Annotated in this window: 16 protein-coding genes and 4 pseudogenes; 6 read left to right on the top strand and 14 right to left on the bottom strand. The window is 50.1% G+C overall.

The window, feature by feature from the left end:
* Positions 1-3: 3 nt before the first annotated feature.
* From KHX94_RS21925 to hyaA (KHX94_RS17980), 10 genes and pseudogenes are all read right to left on the bottom strand, one after another.
* Positions 4-534, bottom strand: coding sequence for a Kae1-like domain-containing protein (locus KHX94_RS21925; protein ID WP_425314026.1), 531 nt, complete (start codon positions 532-534; stop codon positions 4-6).
* A gap of 131 nt (positions 535-665) precedes the next feature.
* A pseudogene (gene hypF / locus KHX94_RS17940) lies at positions 666-2333 on the bottom strand (carbamoyltransferase HypF); the annotation flags it as partial.
* A 62-nt stretch (positions 2334-2395) separates the two neighbouring features.
* Complete coding sequence (locus KHX94_RS17945) at positions 2396-4192, bottom strand: NiFe hydrogenase (RefSeq protein WP_213681634.1); 1797 nt, start codon at positions 4190-4192, stop codon at positions 2396-2398.
* A gap of 2 nt (positions 4193-4194) precedes the next feature.
* On the bottom strand, positions 4195-4794 hold the full coding sequence (locus KHX94_RS17950; RefSeq protein WP_213681635.1) for a HyaD/HybD family hydrogenase maturation endopeptidase: 600 nt from the start codon (positions 4792-4794) through the stop codon (positions 4195-4197).
* Between the two features lie 16 nt (positions 4795-4810).
* Positions 4811-5479, bottom strand: a complete 669-nt coding sequence (gene cybH / locus KHX94_RS17955) for a Ni/Fe-hydrogenase, b-type cytochrome subunit (protein WP_213681636.1) — start codon at positions 5477-5479, stop codon at positions 4811-4813.
* A 12-nt stretch (positions 5480-5491) separates the two neighbouring features.
* Positions 5492-7195, bottom strand: a complete 1704-nt coding sequence (gene hyaB, locus KHX94_RS17960) for a nickel-dependent hydrogenase large subunit (protein ID WP_213681637.1) — start codon at positions 7193-7195, stop codon at positions 5492-5494.
* Positions 7196-7198: 3 nt separating this feature from the next.
* Entirely contained in the window at positions 7199-8338 is a 1140-nt protein-coding gene (gene hyaA, locus KHX94_RS17965) for a nickel-dependent hydrogenase small subunit (protein ID WP_213681638.1), read from the bottom strand.
* A 444-nt stretch (positions 8339-8782) separates the two neighbouring features.
* A pseudogene (gene cybH, locus KHX94_RS17970) lies at positions 8783-9453 on the bottom strand (Ni/Fe-hydrogenase, b-type cytochrome subunit).
* A gap of 12 nt (positions 9454-9465) precedes the next feature.
* A complete protein-coding gene (locus KHX94_RS17975) occupies positions 9466-11169 on the bottom strand; it encodes a nickel-dependent hydrogenase large subunit (RefSeq protein ID WP_213681639.1) in 1704 nt (567 codons plus the stop codon).
* A gap of 3 nt (positions 11170-11172) precedes the next feature.
* Positions 11173-12309 carry a nickel-dependent hydrogenase small subunit gene (hyaA, locus tag KHX94_RS17980; protein ID WP_213681640.1) on the bottom strand — a complete coding sequence of 379 codons (1137 nt, stop codon included), beginning with the start codon at positions 12307-12309 and terminating at the stop codon, positions 11173-11175.
* Between the two features lie 387 nt (positions 12310-12696).
* On the opposite strand from hyaA (KHX94_RS17980), the pseudogene KHX94_RS17985 reads away from it, so the two are divergent.
* From KHX94_RS17985 to KHX94_RS20770, 3 genes and pseudogenes are all read left to right on the top strand, one after another.
* Positions 12697-13355, top strand: a pseudogene (locus KHX94_RS17985) (response regulator).
* Positions 13356-13358: 3 nt separating this feature from the next.
* Positions 13359-14027: a sensor histidine kinase N-terminal domain-containing protein gene (locus tag KHX94_RS20765; protein ID WP_244859226.1), complete on the top strand. Its 669-nt coding sequence runs from the start codon at positions 13359-13361 to the stop codon at positions 14025-14027.
* A complete protein-coding gene (locus KHX94_RS20770; RefSeq protein WP_244859469.1) occupies positions 14003-14737 on the top strand; it encodes a sensor histidine kinase in 735 nt (244 codons plus the stop codon). Before KHX94_RS20765 ends, KHX94_RS20770 begins: the two co-directional genes overlap by 25 nt.
* Positions 14738-14742: 5 nt before the next feature.
* On the opposite strand, the gene nikR is transcribed toward KHX94_RS20770, so the two are convergent.
* Together nikR and asnS are read right to left on the bottom strand one after the other, a co-directional pair.
* Complete coding sequence (gene nikR / locus KHX94_RS17995) at positions 14743-15156, bottom strand: nickel-responsive transcriptional regulator NikR (protein WP_213681641.1); 414 nt, start codon at positions 15154-15156, stop codon at positions 14743-14745.
* A gap of 333 nt (positions 15157-15489) precedes the next feature.
* Positions 15490-16890, bottom strand: a complete 1401-nt coding sequence (asnS, locus tag KHX94_RS18000; RefSeq protein ID WP_213681642.1) for an asparagine--tRNA ligase — start codon at positions 16888-16890, stop codon at positions 15490-15492.
* A gap of 197 nt (positions 16891-17087) precedes the next feature.
* On the opposite strand from asnS, the gene KHX94_RS18005 reads away from it, so the two are divergent.
* On the top strand, positions 17088-17426 hold the full coding sequence (locus tag KHX94_RS18005) for a hypothetical protein (RefSeq protein ID WP_213681643.1): 339 nt from the start codon (positions 17088-17090) through the stop codon (positions 17424-17426).
* Here the strand turns inward: KHX94_RS18005 and KHX94_RS18010 are convergent.
* Complete coding sequence (locus KHX94_RS18010) at positions 17402-18001, bottom strand: CoA pyrophosphatase (RefSeq protein WP_213681644.1); 600 nt, start codon at positions 17999-18001, stop codon at positions 17402-17404. The genes KHX94_RS18005 and KHX94_RS18010 overlap by 25 nt on opposite strands.
* Before the next feature lie 3 nt (positions 18002-18004).
* Complete coding sequence (gene pabB / locus KHX94_RS18015) at positions 18005-19402, bottom strand: aminodeoxychorismate synthase component I (RefSeq protein ID WP_213681645.1); 1398 nt, start codon at positions 19400-19402, stop codon at positions 18005-18007.
* 223 nt (positions 19403-19625) lie between these two features.
* On the opposite strand from pabB, the pseudogene KHX94_RS18020 reads away from it, so the two are divergent.
* Both KHX94_RS18020 and KHX94_RS18025 read left to right on the top strand, forming a co-directional pair.
* A pseudogene (locus KHX94_RS18020) lies at positions 19626-21145 on the top strand (fumarate hydratase).
* A gap of 84 nt (positions 21146-21229) precedes the next feature.
* A complete protein-coding gene (locus KHX94_RS18025; protein WP_213681646.1) occupies positions 21230-23290 on the top strand; it encodes a S9 family peptidase in 2061 nt (686 codons plus the stop codon).
* Positions 23291-23559 lie beyond the last annotated feature (269 nt).

A 23559-nucleotide genomic window follows, 5' to 3' on the forward strand; every position in this document is an offset into this window, starting at 1 on the left:
CGTTCAGGCAGTGGCTGTGGCCTGTTGCAGGCCATACCACAACTGCCCTAAGGCAATACCGCCATCGTTAACTGGCACCAAGTGCTGCGGTAACCGTTGCATGCCGCAGGTGTGCAGTTGTTGATAGCAGTATTCTGCTAAAAATCGATTCTGGAATACGCCACCGGTCAATACCACTGGCAGCGGACTTCCTATCTGTTGCTGCGCCGCTACAGCGCTATGGCAGACGGCATCGCCCAATGCCTGCATAAACGCGATAGCCATTACGCCGTTATCTTGTTGCTGCTTGGCTTGCAGTAACTGACTGAATAGGGCGGCAGTATCCCATTGTCCCAGTAGTAACCCAGGCTGTGGTCGTAGCGGCAACTGTAAGTTAAGCGCTTGGGCGTCAGCGTTTTTTCCGGCCGCAACTGCGCGCCGAGCCAAGGTTTCAATGATAATCCCCGCTTGGCCTTCATACTGGGTATCTTGCATTTCGTCCAACAATACCGCCAGTGCATCGAAAAGTCTGCCAACTGAGTGGGACTTTGGCATTTTGCCAGCGGCAAAATCTTTGCCAGATTCCGCAGTAATACAGGCGAGTAATGACGGAATGCTGGCAACTCCATGGCGATAATAGCGTCAATGCTGTATTGCTGTAGTAGTAAGGCCAGCGTTAAACGAAACGGTGACTTGATGGCAAGCTCGTTCCCCAACAGCGCAAACGGACTGATACTGGCGAGGCGCTGATAACTCTTGCTGTCGGCCAGTAACAACTCGCCGCCCCACAGCTCACCATCGGCACCTAGCCCGGTGCCATCAAAACTAAACCCCAACACTTGACCGTTGTAATCGTTGGCGGCCAATGTCGCCAGCACATGGGCGTAATGATGCTGCACAGCGGTGACTGGTGGTGTTTGCTCCAGCGCCCAGCGACTAGAGGCATAATCTGGATGCAGATCGCGCACAATCAACTCGGCATCGAAATGGTACATCCGCTTGAAGCTAGCCAGCGTGCGCTGGAAATATCCTTCTGCCCCAATGCTGAACAGGTCGCCAATATGCGGACTCAGGTACAGGGTGTTGCCAATGTTCAGTGCTAGGGTATTTTTTTGCTGGGGGCCCACAGCTAATACGGCGGGTAATGGGTGTTTTGCCAATTGTTTACTGGGCAGACTCAGCGGCGCATAACCGCGCGCGAGTCGCAGCACCTGTAATTCACCGCCACACATTTGCACCACAGAATCATCACAGCCGTTGAGGATGGGCCGATTGTGATCCAGCATGGCGTCGATCACCATAACGTGCTCGTTGGCAAGCTGAGCCAGAATAGCATCACCATCGGTGATAATCGGTTCGCCAGAAAGATTGGCACTGGTGGCCACTAATGGTTTTTTCACGGCGTCCAGTAACAGGGTATGCAACGGGGTGTAGGGCATAAACAGCCCGATGCGGTCGATATCTGGTGCGACGGCAGCACTTAATGGCAGCACCGACTCAGCAGCTTTTTGCAGTAACACTATGGGGCGCTCTTGGCTGCATAGCAGTTGCCATTCAGCCGCAGAAGCTACCGCATACTGCTGTGCCATCGGCAAGTCGGCCACCATCACTGCCAGCGGCTTGGCTGGCCGGTGTTTGCGTAGTCTAAGTTCAGTGACCGCTTGATGATTGGTGGCATCACACACCAGATGAAAACCGCCCAAGCCTTTTATGGCGAGAATTTTTCCTGCCTGTATTGCGGCAACGGCGGCGGCAAATGCTGCTTCTCGGGTCGCCAGTTGCTGGCCGTGATTATCGACAAAGCGCAACTGCGGGCCGCATTTAGGGCAACTGACCGGCTGCGCATGATAGCGGCGATCCATGGGATCTTCATACGCGCGACGGCAATCATCACACATTGCAAACGCGGCCATTGAGGTGTTATGGCGGTCATACGGCAGGTTATTGATGATGGTATAACGTGGGCCGCAATGGGTGCAGTTGGTAAACGGGTAGTGGTAATGCCGATTATTGGGGTCGCGGATCTCTTGCAAACATTCCGGGCAACTGCTTTTATCTGTGCCAACGGCGACCAGCGCCTGGGTACTGGCCGTGCTTTTATGAATGCTGAAATCGTTAAGCGCCATATCCACGGCAAGGGCTTCATAATGCAGGCTATCGATACGGGCCAGTGGTGGCATCTCTGTTTGCAACGCCTGATTAAACGCTTGCAATGCGCTGAGCTCGGCTTGAACAACAATGGTGACACCTTCACCGTTGTTTAATACATGACCACAAAGTCCGTAACGCTGAGCAAGCTGATAGATCCAGGGGCGGAATCCCACCCCTGGACTATCCCCGTCACATGGTAGCACCGAGCCTGCAATTCACTGCTGGCGCAATTTCTCGATGCAAGAGTGACGGTTTCGTTCATCGGTTATCTCCGACGCTGACGTAGATAAAGTGCGCCAGTGGCTAACAGTGCGCCATCGAGATCCTGCAGTTGACTAACGCCAAGTGCGAAGTTCTTACCCAGTCGCAAAGCAATACGCCGCCCCAATACCGGGTTGGCAAAGCTACTGCCTGCCAGATAGACGCGGTGGATGGCTGTATTGAGATCCAGCCGTTCAATCCAGTTGGCAATAAAATCCGCCAGTGAATCGTTCATGGCGAAGGCTAACTTTGCCGCATCATCATCGCCAGCAAGACGGAAACTAATTAAGGTGCCAAAGGTTTTACACCAGTTAATACTGGCATAATCACCAGAGACCAGTGGATAGTCGATACGTGGCGCATTTGCACTGGTATTACTCATGGCCGCAGCCACAAACGCATCGGCAAGTTGTTCGTTGCTGTCGGCTTCGATACCAATAATGATGGCGGCAACCACCCACAAGGTTTTCAGGCTCTGTTTCGGACAATCACCGAGATCCAGCTGTTGCAGTCGCTGGTACTGTTCGGGATATTGTTCGGCAAATTTGGCAAAGACCCCTTGCTGTGGGCTGGCCTCCATGGCTGCCACAATATCGCGGCCGTGTTGTGGCAATTCCGGTAGCTGCATAAAACAGCTGACATTGCCTTTATCATCAGAAGTAAGTAGCTGCGAGATGTAGTCGTCACTGAAATACAGCAGTCCGAGATTGTTACTATCGCCATTCTCAGCTGCAATACCCAACAGTGCGCACTGCGCGGCATTGTTGGCATCGGTTGAATCCCACACTGACTCATCATCACTACATCTGACCACTAGCTGCTGTTGCTGGCGTTTACCATTGACTTTGGCAACATATTGGCCGAAACGGGCACTGTCATGCAGCGGTTCTGGCAACGACTGGCCCAGATGTGACTGATCCAAAACGACCGCGGGCGCACGAACGGCAATATCCATACCCAGTGCGTGGGTGTACAAGGCTTGCTGATGTTCCTGATGACAAAAGATAGCATCAACACCTTTTACCCTTAAAAACTCGGCCAGCACCAGTTGCAGCCGTGATGCGGCAAAACTTACTTCATATAAAGGTGAGGGCAGTTTGGCATCGGTGGTTGGACGTAATAACAACCGAGGTTTTTCAATGGATGAGAGAGCCAGCACTTCATTGTTGCTGACTTGGAACAGATTATTAAGCGTATTGGGATTACATACCAGCAACTGTTGCCGGCCTTGTCCAATTGGCTTACGACTGAGGATCAATTTACCGCCTACATCGTCAAGAAACAGCGTTTCACCCTCGAGTAAGCGCATTGCCAACTGCTGTATATCTTGGCGTTGTAATCCAGCAACTTTAACCGCTGATTTAATTGCCTGTTCCCCATGACAGTGTTCACACGCCAACGTCAGATTGGCAAATTCACTGTGTTGGTTATCGCCAAATTGCGGTTGGCAATGTTGGCAGAAGGGCAGTTGTGCGGAGGCTAGGTCAAGTGGCTTTTTGTCACCAATACGTGCGCTTGCCAGCAGCATGCGTGAATCCAACAGGTTAACACTCAGCAGAAAATCCGCAGCAACCTGCTCAGCCAACTGTTCCAGTTCTGCCTGTTCGCCTTCCGCTTCTAGCAGATAGCGCCAAGTCACTACTGGTTTTTTCTGTTGCTCCAAATGCGCATCGGCCTGGTGGCGAATTGCCAGCAAGCCAATAGTTAAATTCAGTTTTTGGTAATTAAGGTATTGGTTGCATAAGTAGCCATACCAAGGTACCTGTTTAGCACAGTCAAATTCGAATCTCAGCAATTTCATTATTAATCGGTGTCCTGCGTTTCCTGTCGGCGCGGGGCGTGGCCGCTGGTTCTGTCGCCCATGGACAGACGGGGTTTGAAGGATTGCGGAATAAGATCGGCGATGTCGGTATGGGAGATACGCTCATGTTGCCATCCCAGTTTTTCCAGGTGGTTGATGAGGGTCGTTTCCATTAGTGGTACGGCGGCGGCAATACGCTCGGTCAATCCCAAAGTCATGGGTTCAATGACGGTTGGTGTTACCCCCAGCACCATAGTGTGTGGACGGTCACCCAGCATTTCCATCATTGTCAGTGTTTGCAGCATTTCCACTTCGTGGGCGCTGCCTTGCCAGTCAACTTCAGGCGGTGCCTGATCAAAATCGAAAAAGTAAACCTCTCCCGGTTCGCAGCCAGCAGCGTTAATGGTATCTACCACTATCAGTGAATCATATTGACTGATAATAGGGGTGAGACCCTGTGCCAGCGTGCCACCATCGAGCATAACTAGCTCATGCTCTGGATGGGAGAAGCGATAGTTCTCATGAATATAATTGACAAAATGTACGCCGATACCTTCATCGGCGTACAGTACATTGCCAATTCCCAATAATAATACTTTCATTGGGCGCATTGGGCTCCTAGTGTTTTTCTGGATGGTAATCGTACCCTGACACTATCGCATCTACAGCATTGTGCTTGAAGCGAATGCCATACCAGACTGCCATGTACACGTGGATCACCACGAAGATAATGAATACCCAGGTCATGTAATGGTGCCAAATACGCACCATGGCCAGGCCACCCATTGCTTCGGTCAGCCAAGCTGCGGTGCCCCACAGCGCGCCACCTAAGCCTTCGTGATAAACGTTGGCATACAATATCAGCCCAGTAATGCAGATCAAAGCGGCCATGACCGAAATCGCAAAATAGGTCATGAACTGCAAAGGTCCGTAAACCCCGGCTTTATCCAGATGGCCCATCCACAGATAGGATTTGATCTGAGCTAACCAGCTTTTAAAGCTCATCACATCCTTGAATGACCGTCTTTCAATGTCGCTTTTACCAAAGAAGAACAGATAAGCACGTGCCAGTGTTACGGCACATAATACAAATCCGAAAATCAGATGGGCAAAGCGGATCCAGCCCTGAACCAATACATCAGTAGAGTCAGCCCCTACCACGTATGGCCAGGAGATATAAAGACCAGTGGCCACCAGCATTACAATCGCCAGCGCTCTCAGCCAGTGAAAGATACGTATTGCGGCACTGAAGATCTTTACCTGTTTATAGGCAATACTTGCTGCCATAACACTTCCTCCTTACAGGCTTTTAGCGTCAACGCGAAATTCACCCAGTGATTGACCTTTGTAATCCATAACGTGCACAGCGCAAGCCATACATGGGTCAAATGAGTGGATAATACGGATGACTTCCAATGGTTTTGCTGGATCTTCCAGCTTCAAACCAACCAGAGCTGCTTCATATGGGCCGACTTTGCCGTTGGCATCCACAGGACCAGCGTTCCAAGTAGTAGGTACCACTGCCTGGTAGTTTTCAACCAGACCGCCTTTAATGCGGATCCAGTGGCTCAACATACCGCGTGGTGCTTCAATCATGCCGTGACCCACATATTCTTTGTTAGGGTCAATGACGGGTTTCACGTATGTGGCTTCGTCACTTAGCATGTTAGTCAGCAGTGCGTTGAAGGTCTTGATACTTTCCTGAGCGACAATAGAAGTCTGCAGCATACGGGCAGCGGTACGGCCCAGTGTGGTGAACAGCGCTTCAATTGGCAGACCAGTGCGTTGCAGCAAGCCATTAACGGCATCCACTACCACTTTATTGCCTTTGGCATAGTTCACCAGCAAGCAGGATAATGGACCTACTTCAACGGGTTCGCCGTTATAGCGTGGTGATTTCACCCAGCTGTACTTGTTGTCACCATCCAGTGTTGGCAGCTTGCCGTAAACGGTATCGCGTTCAACCAGTCCGGTATAATCAGGAATGGTGGTGCCATCATATGGATGTTGTGGTTTGTCAGCTTTATACCAAGCGTGAGTAACGTCTTCGGCAATCAGGTCTGGGTTGATATCGGTGACATTCTTCAGGTCGCCATTCATGATGACACCTTCCTGGAAAATGTACTCGCCATCAGCAGTGACAAAGTCATTTGTTGCCATGAAGTTGTGGACGTTTACGCCGCCCAGCACAGAAGCTTCGCCACCGAAGGCTTCAGCTGCCATGATCACGTCAGCTTTGTAGCCGCGTTCGATGAAGTCAGCCACGATGTCGTGTTTCTGTTTCCATTCTTGCAGACGAGCTGGGCTCAGCATATCGCGAACAGAAGTAACACCACCGACAACCAGAGACTGTGGATGTGGCTGTTTACCACCGAAGATAGCCAGCATTTCTGCTGCAACACGCTGAACTTCCAGCGCTTTCAGATAGTGAGACAGGGCAATCAGGTTCTGTTCTGGTGTGAACTTATAAGTACCATTACCCCAGTAGGCATTGGCGAATGGGCCGAGTTTTCCGGTTTCCACAAAGCCTTTAACACGTTCTTGTACGGCACGCAGTTCACCTTCACCAGCGGCGATAGGTTTATCTGAGTATTTCAGTGCAACTTGGGCGGCTTTTGCTGGATCGGCACTCAGTGCTGATACAACATCTACCCAGTCCAGACCATGCAGATGATAGAAGTGCACTACGTGGTCATGCATAAACAGTGAAGTATGCATCAGTGACCGTAGATAACGGGCATTCAACGGAATCTTGATGCCTAATGCATCTTCTACCGCTTCAGTACCGCAACGATAGTGAGAATAGGTACATACACCGCAGATACGTTGTACAAGTAAGCCTACGTCCATTGGCGTACGACCCTTAAGGATCACTTCAATGCCACGCCACAAAGTGGAGGCTGACCAGGCTTTCTTGACGACATTGTTTTCATCCACTTCCACTTCAATGCGGAGGTGACCCTCAATACGGGTGATAGGGTCGATAACGACACGTTGATTCATTGATTAGTCCTCCTTGGAAGAACCGACAAACAGACTGGCGACAGCGTGGGCACCGATACCTACAACGGTGGCTCCGAGAATAACAGCACCTATGGTGTCTGCGGTGGCATCCAGACCATGTAGCAACTGGCGGCCAAGCGGTTTTTCAAAGTCAGCCATATCGTCCCAGAAATTGGGCTCAGAGCAACCCATGCAACCATGACCGGCTAAAACTGGCCAGCTTACATGGTGGTTGAAACGTTCAGTTGGGCAGTTGTTGTAAGTGTAAGGGCCTTTACAACCTACTTTGTACAGGCAATAACCCTGTTTAGCACCTTCGTCACCAAACTGTTCTACAAATTCACCGGAATCAAAACGGCCACGACGTTCACAGTTATCGTGAACACGAGCACCATAGGCCCATTTTGGACGGTTATACATGTCCAGTGCTGGTAAGCGACCAAACATGATGAAGTACATTAAAGTACCAACGATGTTCTTTTCACTTGGTGGACAACCACCTAAGTTCACTACGGCTTTATCAACCACTTCATAAACGCCTTTGGCGCCTGTTGGGTTAGGAGCCGCAGCTTGTACACCACCAAAGGAAGCACAAGTACCAACAGAGATGATGGCAGCAGCGCCTTCGGCAGCTTCTTTAATGATTTCCAGACCGGTATGGCCTTTACAGCCAACAGTCAGGAAGGCACCGTTGTTAGCGGTAGGGACAGCCCCTTCAACCGCCAGCAGATAGTTGCCTTTATAAGTTTTCAGTGCGTGTTCCAGATTCTCTTCTGCCTGCCAGCCAGCGGCGGCCATCAGGGTTTCATGATATTCCAGAGAGATGTGATCAAAGATCAATGAATCCAGGTTAGGGGTATCGGCCCGAACCAGAGACTCGGAACAACCAGTACACTCGGCCAGGTGTAACCAAATCAATGGTACCCGGTCAGCCAGTTCCGCGGCTTCGGCGACCAGATTGCTGAACGGCAGAGGCAGTGCCAGCAAAGCGGTAACTGAAGCGCTCCACTTCATGAAGTCACGACGGGTGACCCCGTGTTCCAGCATGCGTTCCTGCAGTGATTTGTCCTGACGGGGTGGCAGTTGGCGCAGTTCCTCCAACCGTTTCCGTCCCTGTTCATAGAGGGCTGAATGTGTGTCCATGGGTTTACCTTAATGTTGTTTTTAAAAGGCGATTTGCGTTAAAGCTCACACAGTTAACAGGGCTAGTGTATGGACATAGACGGGCTAAAATGTTGAGGTGTATCAATTTTCAATAAAAGATGAGACGCGGGAGTTAATTAGTTTTTCACAATATGATGATGATCAAATAATCAATTGCAGACTGAGACAAATTGTCTATTTGTCCGTAAAACTCTATGTGATACAGATTTTAGGGTATTTTAACTGCATCTTTTGACGATGTTTTGTGACGCTTACGCCATAACTGGCGATGAATCATCCAAATATGGCCGTTGTCGCATCACAACTTATTAACAATCACAGTTTTGCGGCCCATTTTGGCATCTCGATAGACAAGTTTGGCCGCAAAATCTGAGTTATATCACAGTCACCGGGGCCGGTAGTGGTTACAGACCCCGGTATTTGTCAGTGTTTTTCTGGATGGTAATCGTAACCAGACACAATGGCGTCAACGGCATTGTGCTTAAAGCGAATGCCATACCAGACGGCCATATAGATGTGGATCACCAGAAAGATAATAAAACACCAAGTGATGTAGTGGTGCCAGATGCGCACCATGGCCAAACCACCCATGGCTTCAGTTATCCAACTGGCGCTACTCCATAATGCGCCCCCAGACCTTGATGATAGACATTGGCATATAACACTAGGCCGGTAACGCACATAAGCGCGGCTAACAGCGAAATGGCAAAGTATGTCATGAACTGCAGCGGCCCATACACGCCAGCTTTATCCAGCTGTCCCATCCAAAGATAGGATTTTATCTGGGCAATCCAGCTTCTTGGGCTCATCACATCTCGAAAAGAGCGCCGCTCAATATCACTCTTGCCGAAGAAAAACAGATATGCCCTAGAAATGGTAATGGCGCACAGGGTAAAACCACAGGCAAGGTGCACGAAACGGATCCAGCCTTGTAACAAGACATCGGTCGAGTCGGCGCCGACCAGATAAGGCCAGGCGATATAAAATCCGCTAGCCACCAATATCACAATGGACAAGGCTCTGAGCCAGTGAAAAGTCCGGATCGCCGCACTAAAGACTTTCTCCTGTTTGTAGGCAACATTGGCAGTTGTCATCGTTTTCCCTCCTTAACAGGCAGTGGGGCCTACACGAAATTCACCCAGTGATTGACCTTTGTAATCGATCATGTGCACTGAACAGGCCATACATGGGTCGAACGAGTGGATGATACGCAACACTTCTAATGGCTTGGTCGGATCTTCCAGTTGCAGGCCAACCAGCGATGCTTCATAAGGGCCTATCTTGCCATTAGCGTCCATTGGCCCGGCATTCCAAGTAGTGGGCACCACCGCTTGATAATTTTCGACAACCCCACCTTTAATCCGCACCCAATGGCTGAGCATGCCGCGTGGCGCTTCAATAATGGCGTGGCCAACATACTCTTTATCTGGATCAATCTCGGGTTTGCGATACAGGGATTCATCGCTCTTCAGATTGGTGATCAGTGCAGCAAAGATTTTATTACTTTCTTTGGCGACAATCGCCGTCTGCAACATACGGGCAGCGGTGCGGCCAAGGGTGGTATACAAGGCTGTTAGTGGAAGCCCGGTACGTTTTAGAAAATCATCAACCGCGTCGACCACCAGCGGATTGCCCTTGGCGTAATTGACCAGCAGTGATGCCAGCGGGCCCACTTCCATCGGTTCACCGTTATAACGTGGTGATTTCACCCAGCTGTATTTGTTGTCACCGTCTACGGTAGGCAGTTTGCCGTAAACCGTATCGCGCTCAACAAAACCTGTGTATTCAGGGATGGTTGTACCCACATAAGGATGCTGTGGCTTGTCGGCTTTATACCAAGAATGGGTAACGTCTTCGGCAATCAAATCTGGGTTGATGTCGGTGACATTTTTAAGATCGCCATTGAGGATCACACCCTGTTTAAAGATATGCTGTCCATCCGCCCCGATAAATTCATCGCTGCAGACAAAGTTATGAACATTGACACCGCCGAGCACTGAGGCTTCAGCGCCAAAGGCATCGGCCGCCATGATGATATCGGCCTTGTAAGCACGTTCAACAAAGTCTGCCACTATGTCATGTTTGGTTTGCCATTCTTGCAGGCGTGCTGGATTCACCAGATCGCGCACCGAGGTCATGCCACCGACGACCACTGACTGCGGATGTGGTTGCTTACCGCCAAAAATTGCCATCATTTCGGCGGCTACCCGCTGCACTTCTAGTGCTTTTAGATAGTGTGACAGCGCAATCAGGTTCTGCTCTGGTGAAAAACGGTAAGTTTTGTTGCCCCAATAAGCGTTAGCAAATGGGCCAAGCTTACCTTTATTAACAAATCCCTGAACGCGTTCCTGTACGGCTCGCAGATCGCCTTCACCGGCAGCTAAAGGCTTGTCACTGTATTTCATGGCCACTTGCGCCGCTTTGGCAGGATCGGCACTCAGGGCCGCAACCACGTCAACCCAGTCCAGCGCGTGCAGATGATAAAAATGCACTATGTGGTCATGGTAGTGTAGGGCGGTCATCATCAGCGACCGCAGATACTGGGCATTCAGCGGGATTTTTACTCCCAGAGCATTTTCAACCGCTTCAGTACCACAGCGATAGTGCGAGAAAGTACAGACACCACAGATACGCTGCACCAACAGGCCAACATCCATGGGGGTGCGACCTTTAAGGATCACTTCAATGCCGCGCCACAAGGTAGAAGACGCCCAGGCTTTCTGAATGACATTGTGTTCATCCACTTCCACTTCAATACGCAGATGGCCTTCAATACGGGTGATAGGATCAATAACAACACGTTGGTTCATGAATTACTCCTCCTTGGAGCCAACAAACAGACTAGCAACAGCGTGGGCACCAATACCAATGGCGGCGGCACCTAAGATGACCGCGCCAACGGTATCGGCAGTGGCATCCAGTCCGTGTAATAACTGGCGACCAAGGGGTTTTTCAAAATCAGCCATATCGTCCCAGAAGTTAGGTTCAGAACAACCGATGCAGCCATGCCCGGCTAATACTGGCCAACTGACATGACTGTTAAAACGCTCGGTGGGACAATTATTGTAGGTGTAAGGGCCTTTACAGCCCATTTTGTAGAGGCAATAGCCATTTTTGGCATTGTCATCACTGAACTGTTCGACAAACTCACCAGAGTCAAAATGACCACGGCGTTCACAGTTATCGTGCACCCGTGCGCCATAGGCCCATTTGGGGCGGTTGTACATGTCCAGTGCGGGCAGCCGACCAAACATGACAAAGTACATTAAAGTGCCAACAATATTTTTTTCACTCGGAGGGCAACCTCCTAGATTAATAACGGTTTTGTCGATTACCTCATGAACCCCTTTTGCTCCTGTGGGATTGGGGGCGGCCGCTTGAACCCCGCCAAAGGAAGCGCAAGTGCCTACAGAGATAATAGCTGCGGCGCCTTCAGCCGCTTCGCGTACCGACTGCAACCCGGTGTGACCTTTACAACCCACAGTGAGAAAGGCGCCATTGTTAGCGGTAGGCACTGCGCCTTCAATTGCTAACAAATAGTTGCCTTTATAATGTTCAAGGGCATGTTCCAGATTCTCATCCGCTTGCCAGCCTGCTGCTGCCATCAGGGTCTCATGATATTCCAGCGAAATATGATCAAAAATCAGTGTGTCGAGATCCGGCGTGTCAGCTCGGGTCAGTGATTCTGAACAGCCGGTACATTCGGCCATGTGCAGCCATACCAAAGGTACACGATCAGCCAGTTCGGCGGCCTCGGCCACCAGATTGCTAAACGGCAGTGGTAACGCGAGCAAGGCGGTTACCGATGCGCTCCATTTCATAAAGTCACGGCGGCTGATGCCATATTGCTGCATGCGTTCCAACAGTGATTGATCTTGGCGCGCGGGTAACTGCCGTAATGCGGCCAATCGCTGTTGCCCCTGTTGGTATAGTGCTGAATGAGTCTCCATGGAATTACCCTAAATGTTTGTTCCGAAAATATGGCGTTAACCGGTAACGCCACACCTGCCACCCCGTGTGAGTAATGTGCGTTGCCTTTCAAAAACGCTAAAAAATTGATACGCGTCATTAAACAGCGAAAATCGTGACGATGTACGCAAGATAACCGTCATAAAATTGATCCAAATCAATAAATGGCAGGTATGGATCAAAAAATAGGCAAAAATGCTGGCGTTGTTCAAAGGGTTAACAACTTAAGGAACTGAGCAACTGCCTATACTGTCAGAACACTGGCGGGTTTTGCTAAAGACACGTTATTATCAGAAAAGCATTTTAAGATCCCGTAGTTACCACACTACGGTGATACCTTTATCAGCCGTCTGCAGAAGACATTTACTATGCGCATACTTTTAATTGAAGATAATGATTTGCTGGCTCAAGGCATTATGTTGAGCCTCGGGAAACTGGATTTTCAGGTAGATCACGTTACCACTGTCAAACAGGCAGAAGCGGCAATCCATAATGAAGCCATCAGCGCTATCGTGCTGGATCTCGGATTACCAGACGGCAATGGCCGTTCGCTGCTGCAACAGTGGCGGCATCGGGGAATTGATATTCCCACCATAGTGTTAACTGCCAATACCGATTTTGATACCAAGCTGGCTTGCTTAGATCTTGGCGCAGATGATTATCTGGCAAAACCTTTCGATGTCCGAGAACTGGTGGCAAGACTGAAAGCCATTGTGCGTCGCCACCATGGATTGAATCAGAACCTGCTGGTTGTGGGCGCCCTGACCATGGATTTAAACGGGCATGAGGTGAGCTTTCGTGGCGAGCCAGTGAACTTATCGCGGCGCGAATTTCAGTTGCTACTGGAACTGGCGCAGTCTAACGGCCGGGTGCTTACCCGCGGGCAACTGGAGCAGCTCACTTACGGCTGGGATGAGGTGGGCAGTAATTCCATTGAAGTTCATATCCATCATCTGCGGAAAAAACCGCGTCAGAGCTAATTAAAACCGTGCGTGGTATTGGCTACACGTTGGCCGAGGTAGAGTAGCCCATGTCATTACGGGTATTAATGATGGGCGTGATGCTGCTGGGCATCTCGCTTTCCATCGGTATTTCCAGTTGGCTCAGCACCCATGATTCCCATCGTCAGATTGAAGAGCTGTTTGATGCGCAAATGCTGCAGAGTGCCAAGATCTTAGAAATGTTCTATGGCGCGCAGCCACCGGAACATCGGCAGGCGTTGATTGATCATCCGTTACTGCTACAAATAAAACCCGCTAAGGTCGAAACCTTTGATGAAGATGCTAATGCTGAACAGCTGGCCTATGAGCAAAAATTAGCGTTCCAGATCTGGAAACCGGACGGACATTTATTGGTGCGTTCTGCCAATACCGCAGAAGACCCCATGGCCGAATTTGTGGTGGGTTATCACCGGAAAATGTATCAAGGTCGGCTGTGGCATATTTACAGCTACTATTCGCAACGCGATAGCGTATGGATCATCACTGGCCAGCGTGACGATGTGCGTAAAGAACTGGTGGATCAAATCATAGGTAACAGTTTGATTGCGCCCGCGATAGTGTTCCCACTGGTGGCATTATTGATGATTTTCCTATCTTATTTGTTGCTGGAACCGTTACAGACGCTGGCCGATAAACTTAAACGCCGCGATCCCGGCGATCTAACCCCTTGCATATGCGTTTGCCGTCAGAACTGGTAACCGTGCGTGATGCCATGAATGCCTATATTGCCAGAGTGGCCGCGGCTATGAGCCGTGAGCGTAAATTCAGTGGTGATGCGGCCCATGAGCTGAAAACCCCGTTAGCGGTCATCAAGTTACACCATCAAGGGTTACTGGAATCAAATGATCCGGCAGAGTTGCAATTACATCACGAGGCTATCGACAAAGGCATTGATCAGATTGCCCATACGGTTGAACAGATGCTGCTGTTATCTCGGGTGGAATCCCTAGAACAGCTCAATGTTGCCAAGATAGATTTAGGGGCGCTGGTACAGCAAGTCTTGAATGATATGTTGCCGCTGATCGCCGATTATCAGTGGGAGCTGCATTTACCGGAGAAAATCTGCGTCAATGCCGATGCCTTTTACCTGAAACTGGTGCTCAAGAATCTGATCGATAACGCTTGTAAATATTCAGGAAACGCCGGGCCCATTCAGCTCAATGCCTGGGAGGATACCCAGCATAACTGTGCGGTACTACAGGTGATCGATGCAGGGCCAGGGTTGGATGAAGAGAACTGCCGCCAGCTCACGGAACGCTTTTTCCGGGTCGCCAATGAAAATGTCGCGGGCTCTGGGCTTGGCCTGTCTATCTGCGCCCATATTGTGGGATTACACAAAGGGCGCTTGCTCATTCAGCCGGGTAAACCCAAGGGTTTAGATGTGCGGATTATGTTGCCAATCAAATAGCTGACTTAGACAATCCCCGCGCGACTAAGGCGAGCCAGATTGACACCTTTTAGCGCGGCAATTTTATTGACCAACTGATTGACTTGGCTTGCTTGACCTTTGAGGATGATGGTTTCCAGACAGCGGTGATGGTCGATGTGCACATGGGTGCTGCACAGAATATGCACCAGATGATCGTGCTGGATCTCTATCAGTTTCTCAGACAGACCACGCTGGTGATGGTCAAAAATCAGCGTCAGCACCCCCACAACGTCTTCCAAACTGTTGTTCCATTGTTTATCAACAATGCGGTCACGAAACAGATCGCGGATATATTCAGAACGGGATTGATAACCGCGGGCATCGATATCCGCCTCAATTTCTTCAAACAGAGATTGGGGCAGGGAAACGGTAAAACGTAGAGTTTCATCATTGCTCATGATGTGACCTCAAAACAAATGCAGTAATAAATATCTTATACATTAACCTGTTACAAATTGTCCATGATCCTTCATGTGGCTGTGATCTAACTCGGTTTTTTCATGTTTTGCTGATATTCATATTGCATAACAGCTGCATAGACCACTAGTGTTACAAATATCGGGAGCGTAACACTCGTTTCCATTGCTGAGTGTGTGGGTTGACAGTGAAACTGGCGCAAGCTAACGATTCACTGGTTTTATTGGGAGATGGAGCCGCATCCTCTCCCTTTTTTCGACTTTTGCGGCGATAAAAAACGCGCTCGCAAGCGCGTTTTTTAGTGTGCAAACCGATTAGAAATTGGCGGAACGTGGTGCCCGCGGGAAGGGGATCACATCGCGGATATTGGACACGCCAGTCACATAAGACACCAGTCGTTCAAAGCCTAGACCGAAACCTGAATGTGGCACAGTGCCATAACGGCGCAAGTCGCGGTACCACCAGTAATCCTCTTTCACCAAGCCCATTTCATCCATGCGCTGATCCAGTACGTCTAGACGTTCTTCACGCTGCGAACCACCGATGATTTCACCAATGCCGGGAGCCAAAACGTCCATCGCAGCAACGGTTTTGCCATCGTCATTCATGCGCATGTAAAAGGCTTTAATGTCTTTGGGATAGTTTTTAACCACCACCGGTGAGTTAAAATGCTCTTCTGCCAGATAACGCTCATGTTCTGATTGCAGATCGGTGCCCCATTCAACCGGGAATTCGAATGTCTTACCGCAGTTTTTCAGGATTTCAACGGCATCAGTGTAATCCACCTGAGCAAAATCACTGCTGACAAAACGCTGAAGCCGTTCAATAACCGTCTTATCCACACGCTCTGCGAAGAACTTCATGTCATCCATACGTTCTTCTAACACGGCTTTAAAGGCGTATTTAAGCATCGCTTCCGCCAGCCCGGCGATATCATGCAGATCGGCAAAGGCGACTTCTGGTTCCACCATCCAGAACTCTGCCAAGTGGCGGCTGGTGTTGGAGTTTTCGGCGCGGAAAGTTGGGCCAAAGGTGTAGACTTTGGACAGGGCGCAGGCGTAGGCCTCACCGTTTAACTGCCCTGATACGGTCAGAAAGGCTTCTTTGCCGAAGAAATCTTTATCATAGTCAACCTTGCCAGCCTCAGTGCGGGGCAGGTTTTCCAGATCCAGTGTAGAAACCCGGAACATTTCGCCCGCGCCTTCAGTATCGGATGCGGTGATCAGCGGGGTTGATACCCAGACAAACCCGTTTTCATGATAAAAACGGTGGATAGCATGGGACAAACAGTTACGTACCCGAGCTACGGCGCCAATCAGATTGGTACGTGGTCGCAGATGTGCCAGTTCCCGCAGATATTCTACGGAGTGGCGTTTCGCTGCCATTGGGTAGGTTTCTGGATCGTCAACCCAACCAGTGACTGCTACGTTGGTGACCTGTAGTTCGTAATCCTGACCAGCACCGGGACTTTCTACCACTTCACCGGTGACAATCACAGAGCAGCCAGCAGTCAGCTTGAGCACTTCATCATTGTAATTGGGCAGATTATTGGGGACTACACCCTGAATGGGGTCGAAGCAGGAGCCGTCATAGACAGCAAGAAAAGATATCCCGGCTTTGGAATCCCGGCGGGTTCTCACCCAGCCACGGACGGTAACTTCAGAACCGACCGCATATTCGCCTTTAAATACAGATGCGACAGATGCAATGCTCATTATTGCTTTGTTCTCCAGTGAAACGTCGTTTTGCTACACACCCAGAGGTAATGGTAGTTGGTCGGCTGATACAGCGGACACGATTGATCGTACAGAAAAATTGGAGGTTTATATTACCTTGCTGGTGGCTTTTCTCAAGTTGAAAAAGGTATTCTGGAATCAAAGTTGTTTTTCATCATTATGCAGAAGGCAGAAAAATGAAAAAACTACGTCTTTTACAGATAGTTTTAGCCACATTATCGATTGCTGGTTGGGGACTGGCAGTGTATGCGCTGACAGTGTTTCATGAAGCCAGACCTGATCGCGCTATAGGCTATTTCTTCAGTCGTGGCGCACCGGTAAGAATGCAATGGAATTTGCAGGAAACCATGTTGCTGGAACATATCATCTGGGTCTGTGCGGGGCTGAGTTTTGCCAGTATGGCGTTGAATTGGTATCTCGCCAGCCATTATCGCATGGGGTACTGGTTTAACATTCCTTTGTTATTACTGAGTTCGGTCACTGCCGGGCTTTATCTGCGTTTTGTGATCCTCTGAACATCGCAGCCAATAATATCGCAGAAAGTATCGATAATCGCGGCGGTGGCTCCCCAAATTAGCCTGTCACCATAGGGAATAAAGGTAACAGGATGCGACTGTTGCCGACGCTGCACGAGCATGACATGACGGTTATTCTGTTGCAGTAAAAATGTCAGCGGTACTGTAAACATTGCGCTGACTTCTCCAGGATTTAGCCGCGCCGTGAAGGGCTGCTGCACTATCCCCACCACCGGGGTGATATTAAAACCAGTAATAGTATGGTGCTGCGGCAAAGTGCCAAGTAATTCCACATTGGCGGGCGCAAGACCTATCTCTTCGTGGGCTTCACGTAACGCGGTCTCCAATAAGTTGCGATCTTGCGGCTCCTGCTTTCCGCCCGGAAAACTGACTTGTCCAGGGTGCGCTTTAAGATGGCGCGGGCGCTGGGTTAGCAACAGCTCTACACCATTACTGCCAGCCTGAAATGCCAGTAACACCGCTGCATTTCGCAGGCGGGGCGGCGTTCCCTGCGGTTGGCTGAGTGGCGCGGCAACGCCTAGTTCAAAACGCCAGCGCAGTTCGGTGAGATCCAAGTATCACTCCTTGAATTGTTGCAACAGTGGCAGGATGCGACTGACTTTGTCATGGCATTCCTGATATTCAGCATCGCCGTCAGAATCTGCCACAATGCCACCACCAGCCCAACAATGCAGTTTCCCCTCAGCGGCAACGAGTGTTCTGATGGCAATATTACTATCCATAGTGCCATGCTGACTGATATAGGCTATAGCGCCACAGTAAAGGTTACGCCTTGATGGCTCCAGTTCTTCGATGATTTCCATGGCCCGGATTTTGGGCGCGCCAGTGATGGAGCCACCGGGAAAGGCTGAGCGTAATAAGGTGAGGGGCGTGACATCGTCTGGTAATTGTCCAGTCACTGTGCTGACTAAGTGATGTACGGCCGGGAAGCTCTCCAAGGCAAATAATGAGGGCACTGTTACACTGCCGGGCGTGGCGATTTTCCCGATATCGTTGCGTAGCAGGTCAACAATCATCAGGTTTTCGGCGCGGTTTTTTGCTGACTGCTGTAACTCTACGGCCAACTGCCGATCTGCTGCGGCATTGTCACTGCGCGGCGCCGTACCTTTAATCGGTTTGGTCTGGATCTGACCGGCGGCCGTGACCGTCATAAAACGCTCCGGTGAAATTGACAGCGCGCACCCTTGTGGTAACCGCATGAAGGCTGAAAATGGCGCGGTATTGGCTTGACGTAAGGCACAGTAAGCTTGCCATTCATCGCCTTGGTAATCGGTACTGAAGCGTTGTGTCAGATTAATCTGATAACAGTCACCGCTGTGCAAATAATGCTGAATGCGCTGAAATTTTTCGAGGTACTCGCTTTTGCTGAGTTGCGGCTGCCAGTAGCTGGCAAGGGTAAACGGAGTCGTTGCTGCGGGCGGTGTTGCCAGTAACGCCTGTAAGCGCGCCAATGTGGCGTTTAAGGCGGCTTCCCCGGCGTAATGTAGCAGTTGCCAGCCTTGTGTTTGTTTGTCGTGCAATAAGGCCCAGTCATAAATGCCCACGGCTAACTGTGGAAAAGCAATATCATCCGCGGCGATGTCAGGTAATTGTTCCAGCTTGCGGCCTAAGTCGTAACCAAAACAACCGATAGCACCACCGCCAAAGGGCAATATTGTGGGTTTGCTGTCAGGGAAATAGTCCGCCAGTAATTGCCGCAGCAACTGCCAGGGATCGGCCGCTGACCATTGCTTTTGTTTCTGTTGCTGGCAAATTTCACTGGTATTGCCATGGGTGGTCAGCGTTGCCAATGGCCAAGCACTGATAAGGTCAAATTTGGCATCGGGATGTTCGGCATCGGCGGAGTCTAGCAATACGGCCCAAGGCAGTGTCGAAAAATGGCTAAACAACTGTGGCACCGTATAGTTCCAGTCCAACGAATAACGCGCAATCTGGCTGCTGTTTGCGATGTGCATCTAACAATTAATTCCAAAAAATGTGATGTAGCCCAAAAAGCTGTGAAAGGTTATCATATCTGCCACCAAAAAAATGACCATAACAGCCTGACCTTAGGTGAAATCGAGCAGTATGACGATTTTCTGCGGTGCGCATGGGGGCATCGATACTGTAGGCGGATCGCGCATGAGTTGACAAGCGCTAGACGCCTCGGTGGGGACAGGGAGCAATTGGAGCGCAAACATGTCTGTAATCAAGCAAGCTGACTTTATCGACAGTATCGCAGATGCCCTGCAGTACATCTCTTATTACCATCCCAAGGATTTCATTGATGCCATGGCCGAGGCTTATGCGCGCGAGCAGAGTCCGGCCGCTAAAGACGCCATTGCCCAGATCCTGATCAACTCACGGATGTCCGCCGAAGGGCATAGACCTTTGTGTCAGGATACCGGGATCGTCACCTGTTTTGTGTACGTGGGGATGGGCGTGCAATGGGATAAAACCGACATGACCATTCAGCAGATGGTTGATGAAGGTACCCGTCGCGCCTATACCAATACCGATAACACTTTACGTGCTTCGATTGTGGCCGACCCTGCCGGAACCCGTAAAAATACTCGCGATAACAGTCCAGCAGTAGTGCACATTGTCTCTGTGCCCGGCGATAAAGTGGATGTGGCAATCGCGGCTAAAGGCGGCGGCTCTGAAAATAAATCCAAGATGGTGATGCTGAATCCTTCCGATGATATTGCCGCCTGGGTTGAGAAAACCTTGCCAACGATGGGGGCAGGTTGGTGCCCACCAGGAATGTTAGGCATTGGCATAGGGGTACGGCTGAAAAAGCGGCGGTTATGGCTAAAGAAGCACTGATGGAGAGTGTTGATATCCATGAGTTACAAGCTCGTGGGGCCGAAACGACCGAAGAGAAGCTCCGTTTGGATATTTTCAATCGGGCGAATAACTTAGGGATTGGTGCCCAGGGCCTGGGTGGTTTGACAACCGTGCTTGATGTCAAAATCAAAACAGCGCCCACACATGCGGCTTCTAAGCCAGTGGTGATGATCCCTAACTGTGCCGCCACCCGCCATGTGCATTTTCATCTTGATGGTACTGGCCCGGCAGAACTCACGCCGCCGTCATTGGACGACTGGCCAGCTATTACTTGGGAAGTTGGCGAAAATACCCGCCGGGTTAACCTAGATACAGTCACCCAAGCCGAGATTGAAACCTGGAACAGCGGTGATACTTTGTTGTTGTCTGGCAAAATGCTGACTGGCCGTGATGCTGCCCACAAACGTATTCAAAGCCTGCTGGAAAGCGGTGAAGGCTTGCCTGCTGGCGTCGATTTTCACGGTAAGTTTATTTATTACGTTGGCCCGGTGGATCCTGTGGGTGATGAAGTGGTTGGCCCCGCCGGCCCGACCACCTCTACCCGCATGGACAAATTTACCGACATGATGCTGGAAAAAACTGGTCTGATGGGCATGATAGGTAAAGCTGAACGGGGCCCAGTCGCGGTTGCCTCCATTAAACAACATAAAGCGGTATATTTAATGGCCGTTGGCGGTGCAGCTTATTTGGTCTCAAAAGCCATTAAAAAGGCGCGGGTGATCGCATTCGAAGATTTGGGAATGGAAGCAATTTATGAGTTTGAAGTTAAGGATATGCCTGTTACTGTAGCGGTTGACTCTCAAGGGGTAAATGCCCACGAAACCGGACCTGCCATCTGGAAAGTCAATATCCAGCAGGCGCGGCAAGCGTGAGTATGAATAACCAGAGGGGCCGGTGATGGCCCCTTTGTTATTGATAACCTGAACCATCGAAAAATAACAAAAGAAGATCGACAAATGAAAATGAACACTTTGTGTATGGCGCTGTTGGCAACAGGAATTACCTTGCCAGCGCTGGCTGCCGGACAGCAGCCATTTACTGTACAGGATTTGGTGAAGCTCAATAAGTTACACTCTGCTGCCGTTTCTAACGATGGCACTAAGCTGGTATACGGGGTTAAAACCGTTGCCGATGATGGCAAAGCTAATTCCGATCTGTATCTGCTGGATTTGACAGATAAAGCGGCTAAACCGCTGCAATTGACCACCGCCAAAGGGACTGAACATGATGTCAGCTTCAGCCCAGATGACCGCAGTATCTATTTCGTCGCGGCCCGCGATGGCAGCAGCCAATTGTACCGCTTGTCCTTGACTGGTGGCGAAGCGCAACAGGTATCGCATCTGCCGTTAGATATCGATGGTTACAAGTTGTCTGCGGATGGTAAGCAGGTGGTGATGTCGATTCGGGTATTCCCAGAATGTGACACGCTAGAATGCTCCAAAGAAAAATTTGATGCAGAAAAGAACCGCAAAAGCACTGGCCGCGAATACAGCCAGTTGATGGTGCGGCATTGGGATACTTGGTTTGATCATGCCCGTAACCACTTGATTGTGGCACCGATTGAAAATGGTCAGTTGGGTAAAACTGTCGATGTGACAAAAGGACTGGACACCGAAACACCGCCAAAACCCTTTTCTGGGATGGAAGAAGTTACCTTTACGCCCGATGGCAAATATGTGGTGTATAGCGCTAAAGCGCCAGCAAAAGATCAGGCCTGGACCACCAATTATGACCTGTGGCAAGTGCCGGTAAATGGCGGTGACACCGTTAATCTAACGGCGGAAAATAAAGCCTGGGATGCACAACCGGTTTATTCCGCAGATGGCCGTTATCTCGCTTATCTGGCGATGAAAAAACCAGGATTTGAAGCCGATCGTTACCGCATCATGCTGCGTGATACGGTTACCGGTCAGACTAAGGAAGTCGCGCCGCTGTGGGATCGCAGTCCAGCATCGATCAGCTTCGGTAAGGATAACAATACCTTATATGTTACGGCTCAGGATGTTGGGCAAGTATCGGTATTCGCTATCAATACTCAGTTTGGTGATGTTCGTACCTTATATAATGATGGCAGCAACAGCTTGGTGGGCCTTGCCGGTGACCGCCTGATAGTGAAACATGCCTCATTAGTAGAACCTGGTGACCTTTGGTCGATGAACTCTGATGGGCAGGACTTACAGCGTCTGACCGATGTTAACCGTGCCAAACTCGACAACATCAAATTTGGAGATTTCCAGCAGTTCAGCTTTAAGGGCTGGAATAATGAAGAGGTGTTCGGCTACTGGCTGAAACCCGCCAATTTTGAAGAGGGTAAAAAATATCCGGTAGCGTTTTTGGTGCACGGTGGCCCACAAGGCTCATTTGGTAACTCATTCAGCTCACGCTGGAATCCTGAATTGTGGGCCGGGGCTGGCTATGCCGTCGTCATGGTCGATTTCCATGGCTCCACTGGTTATGGTCAGGCATTTACCGATTCAATCAGTCTCGACTGGGGTGGTAAGCCGCTGGAAGATCTGCAAAAAGGTTTGGCGGCAGCAGCTAAACAGCAACCTTGGATTGATGCGTCAAATGCTTGTGCTTTAGGCGGTTCCTACGGTGGCTACATGATGAATTGGATCCAAGGCAATTGGAACGATGGTTTCAAGTGCTTGGTGGATCATGCTGGATTGTTTGATATGCGTTCTATGTACCATGTAACCGAGGAGTTATGGTTCCCGGAACATGAGTTTGGCGGTACATATGAACAAGCCAAGGATCTGTACGAAAAGTTCAACCCGGCTAACTATGTGCAGAATTGGAAGACGCCAATGCTGGTGATCCACGGTGAACAGGACTTCCGCGTGCCTTATGATCAAGGTTTAGCCGCGTTTTCCTACATGCAGCGGAATAATATTCCTTCTGAGCTGCTGGTGTTCCCCGATGAAAACCACTGGATCCTCAACCCTGATAACCTACAGCAATGGTACGGCAAAGTGCTGGGGTGGATGGATCGTTGGACGGGCAAAGCCGCGCAGTAAGTCTGTTTTATCTGCCACTGTAAAAGCCGACATTGTCGGCTTTTTTACTGCCATTTATTAACGTAACCGCCCTGCGGTTGGGGGTATTGTTTATCTGAACCTTGGCCGGTAAAGCCTTCGGTGAGGGGATTTATTGGCATTCTTTACCAAATTTAAAACAATATAATCAATAAGATATGCTCATTGGCATTAATTGGGCAGATGTTTCTGACATCGTGCTCAAGTTACATCGCCGCATCTTTAACCCTGTGACGGCCAGCCATGTCCCA

Origin of the sequence: Shewanella dokdonensis (assembly GCF_018394335.1) — a bacterium.
Taxonomy (GTDB): domain Bacteria; phylum Pseudomonadota; class Gammaproteobacteria; order Enterobacterales; family Shewanellaceae; genus Shewanella; species Shewanella dokdonensis.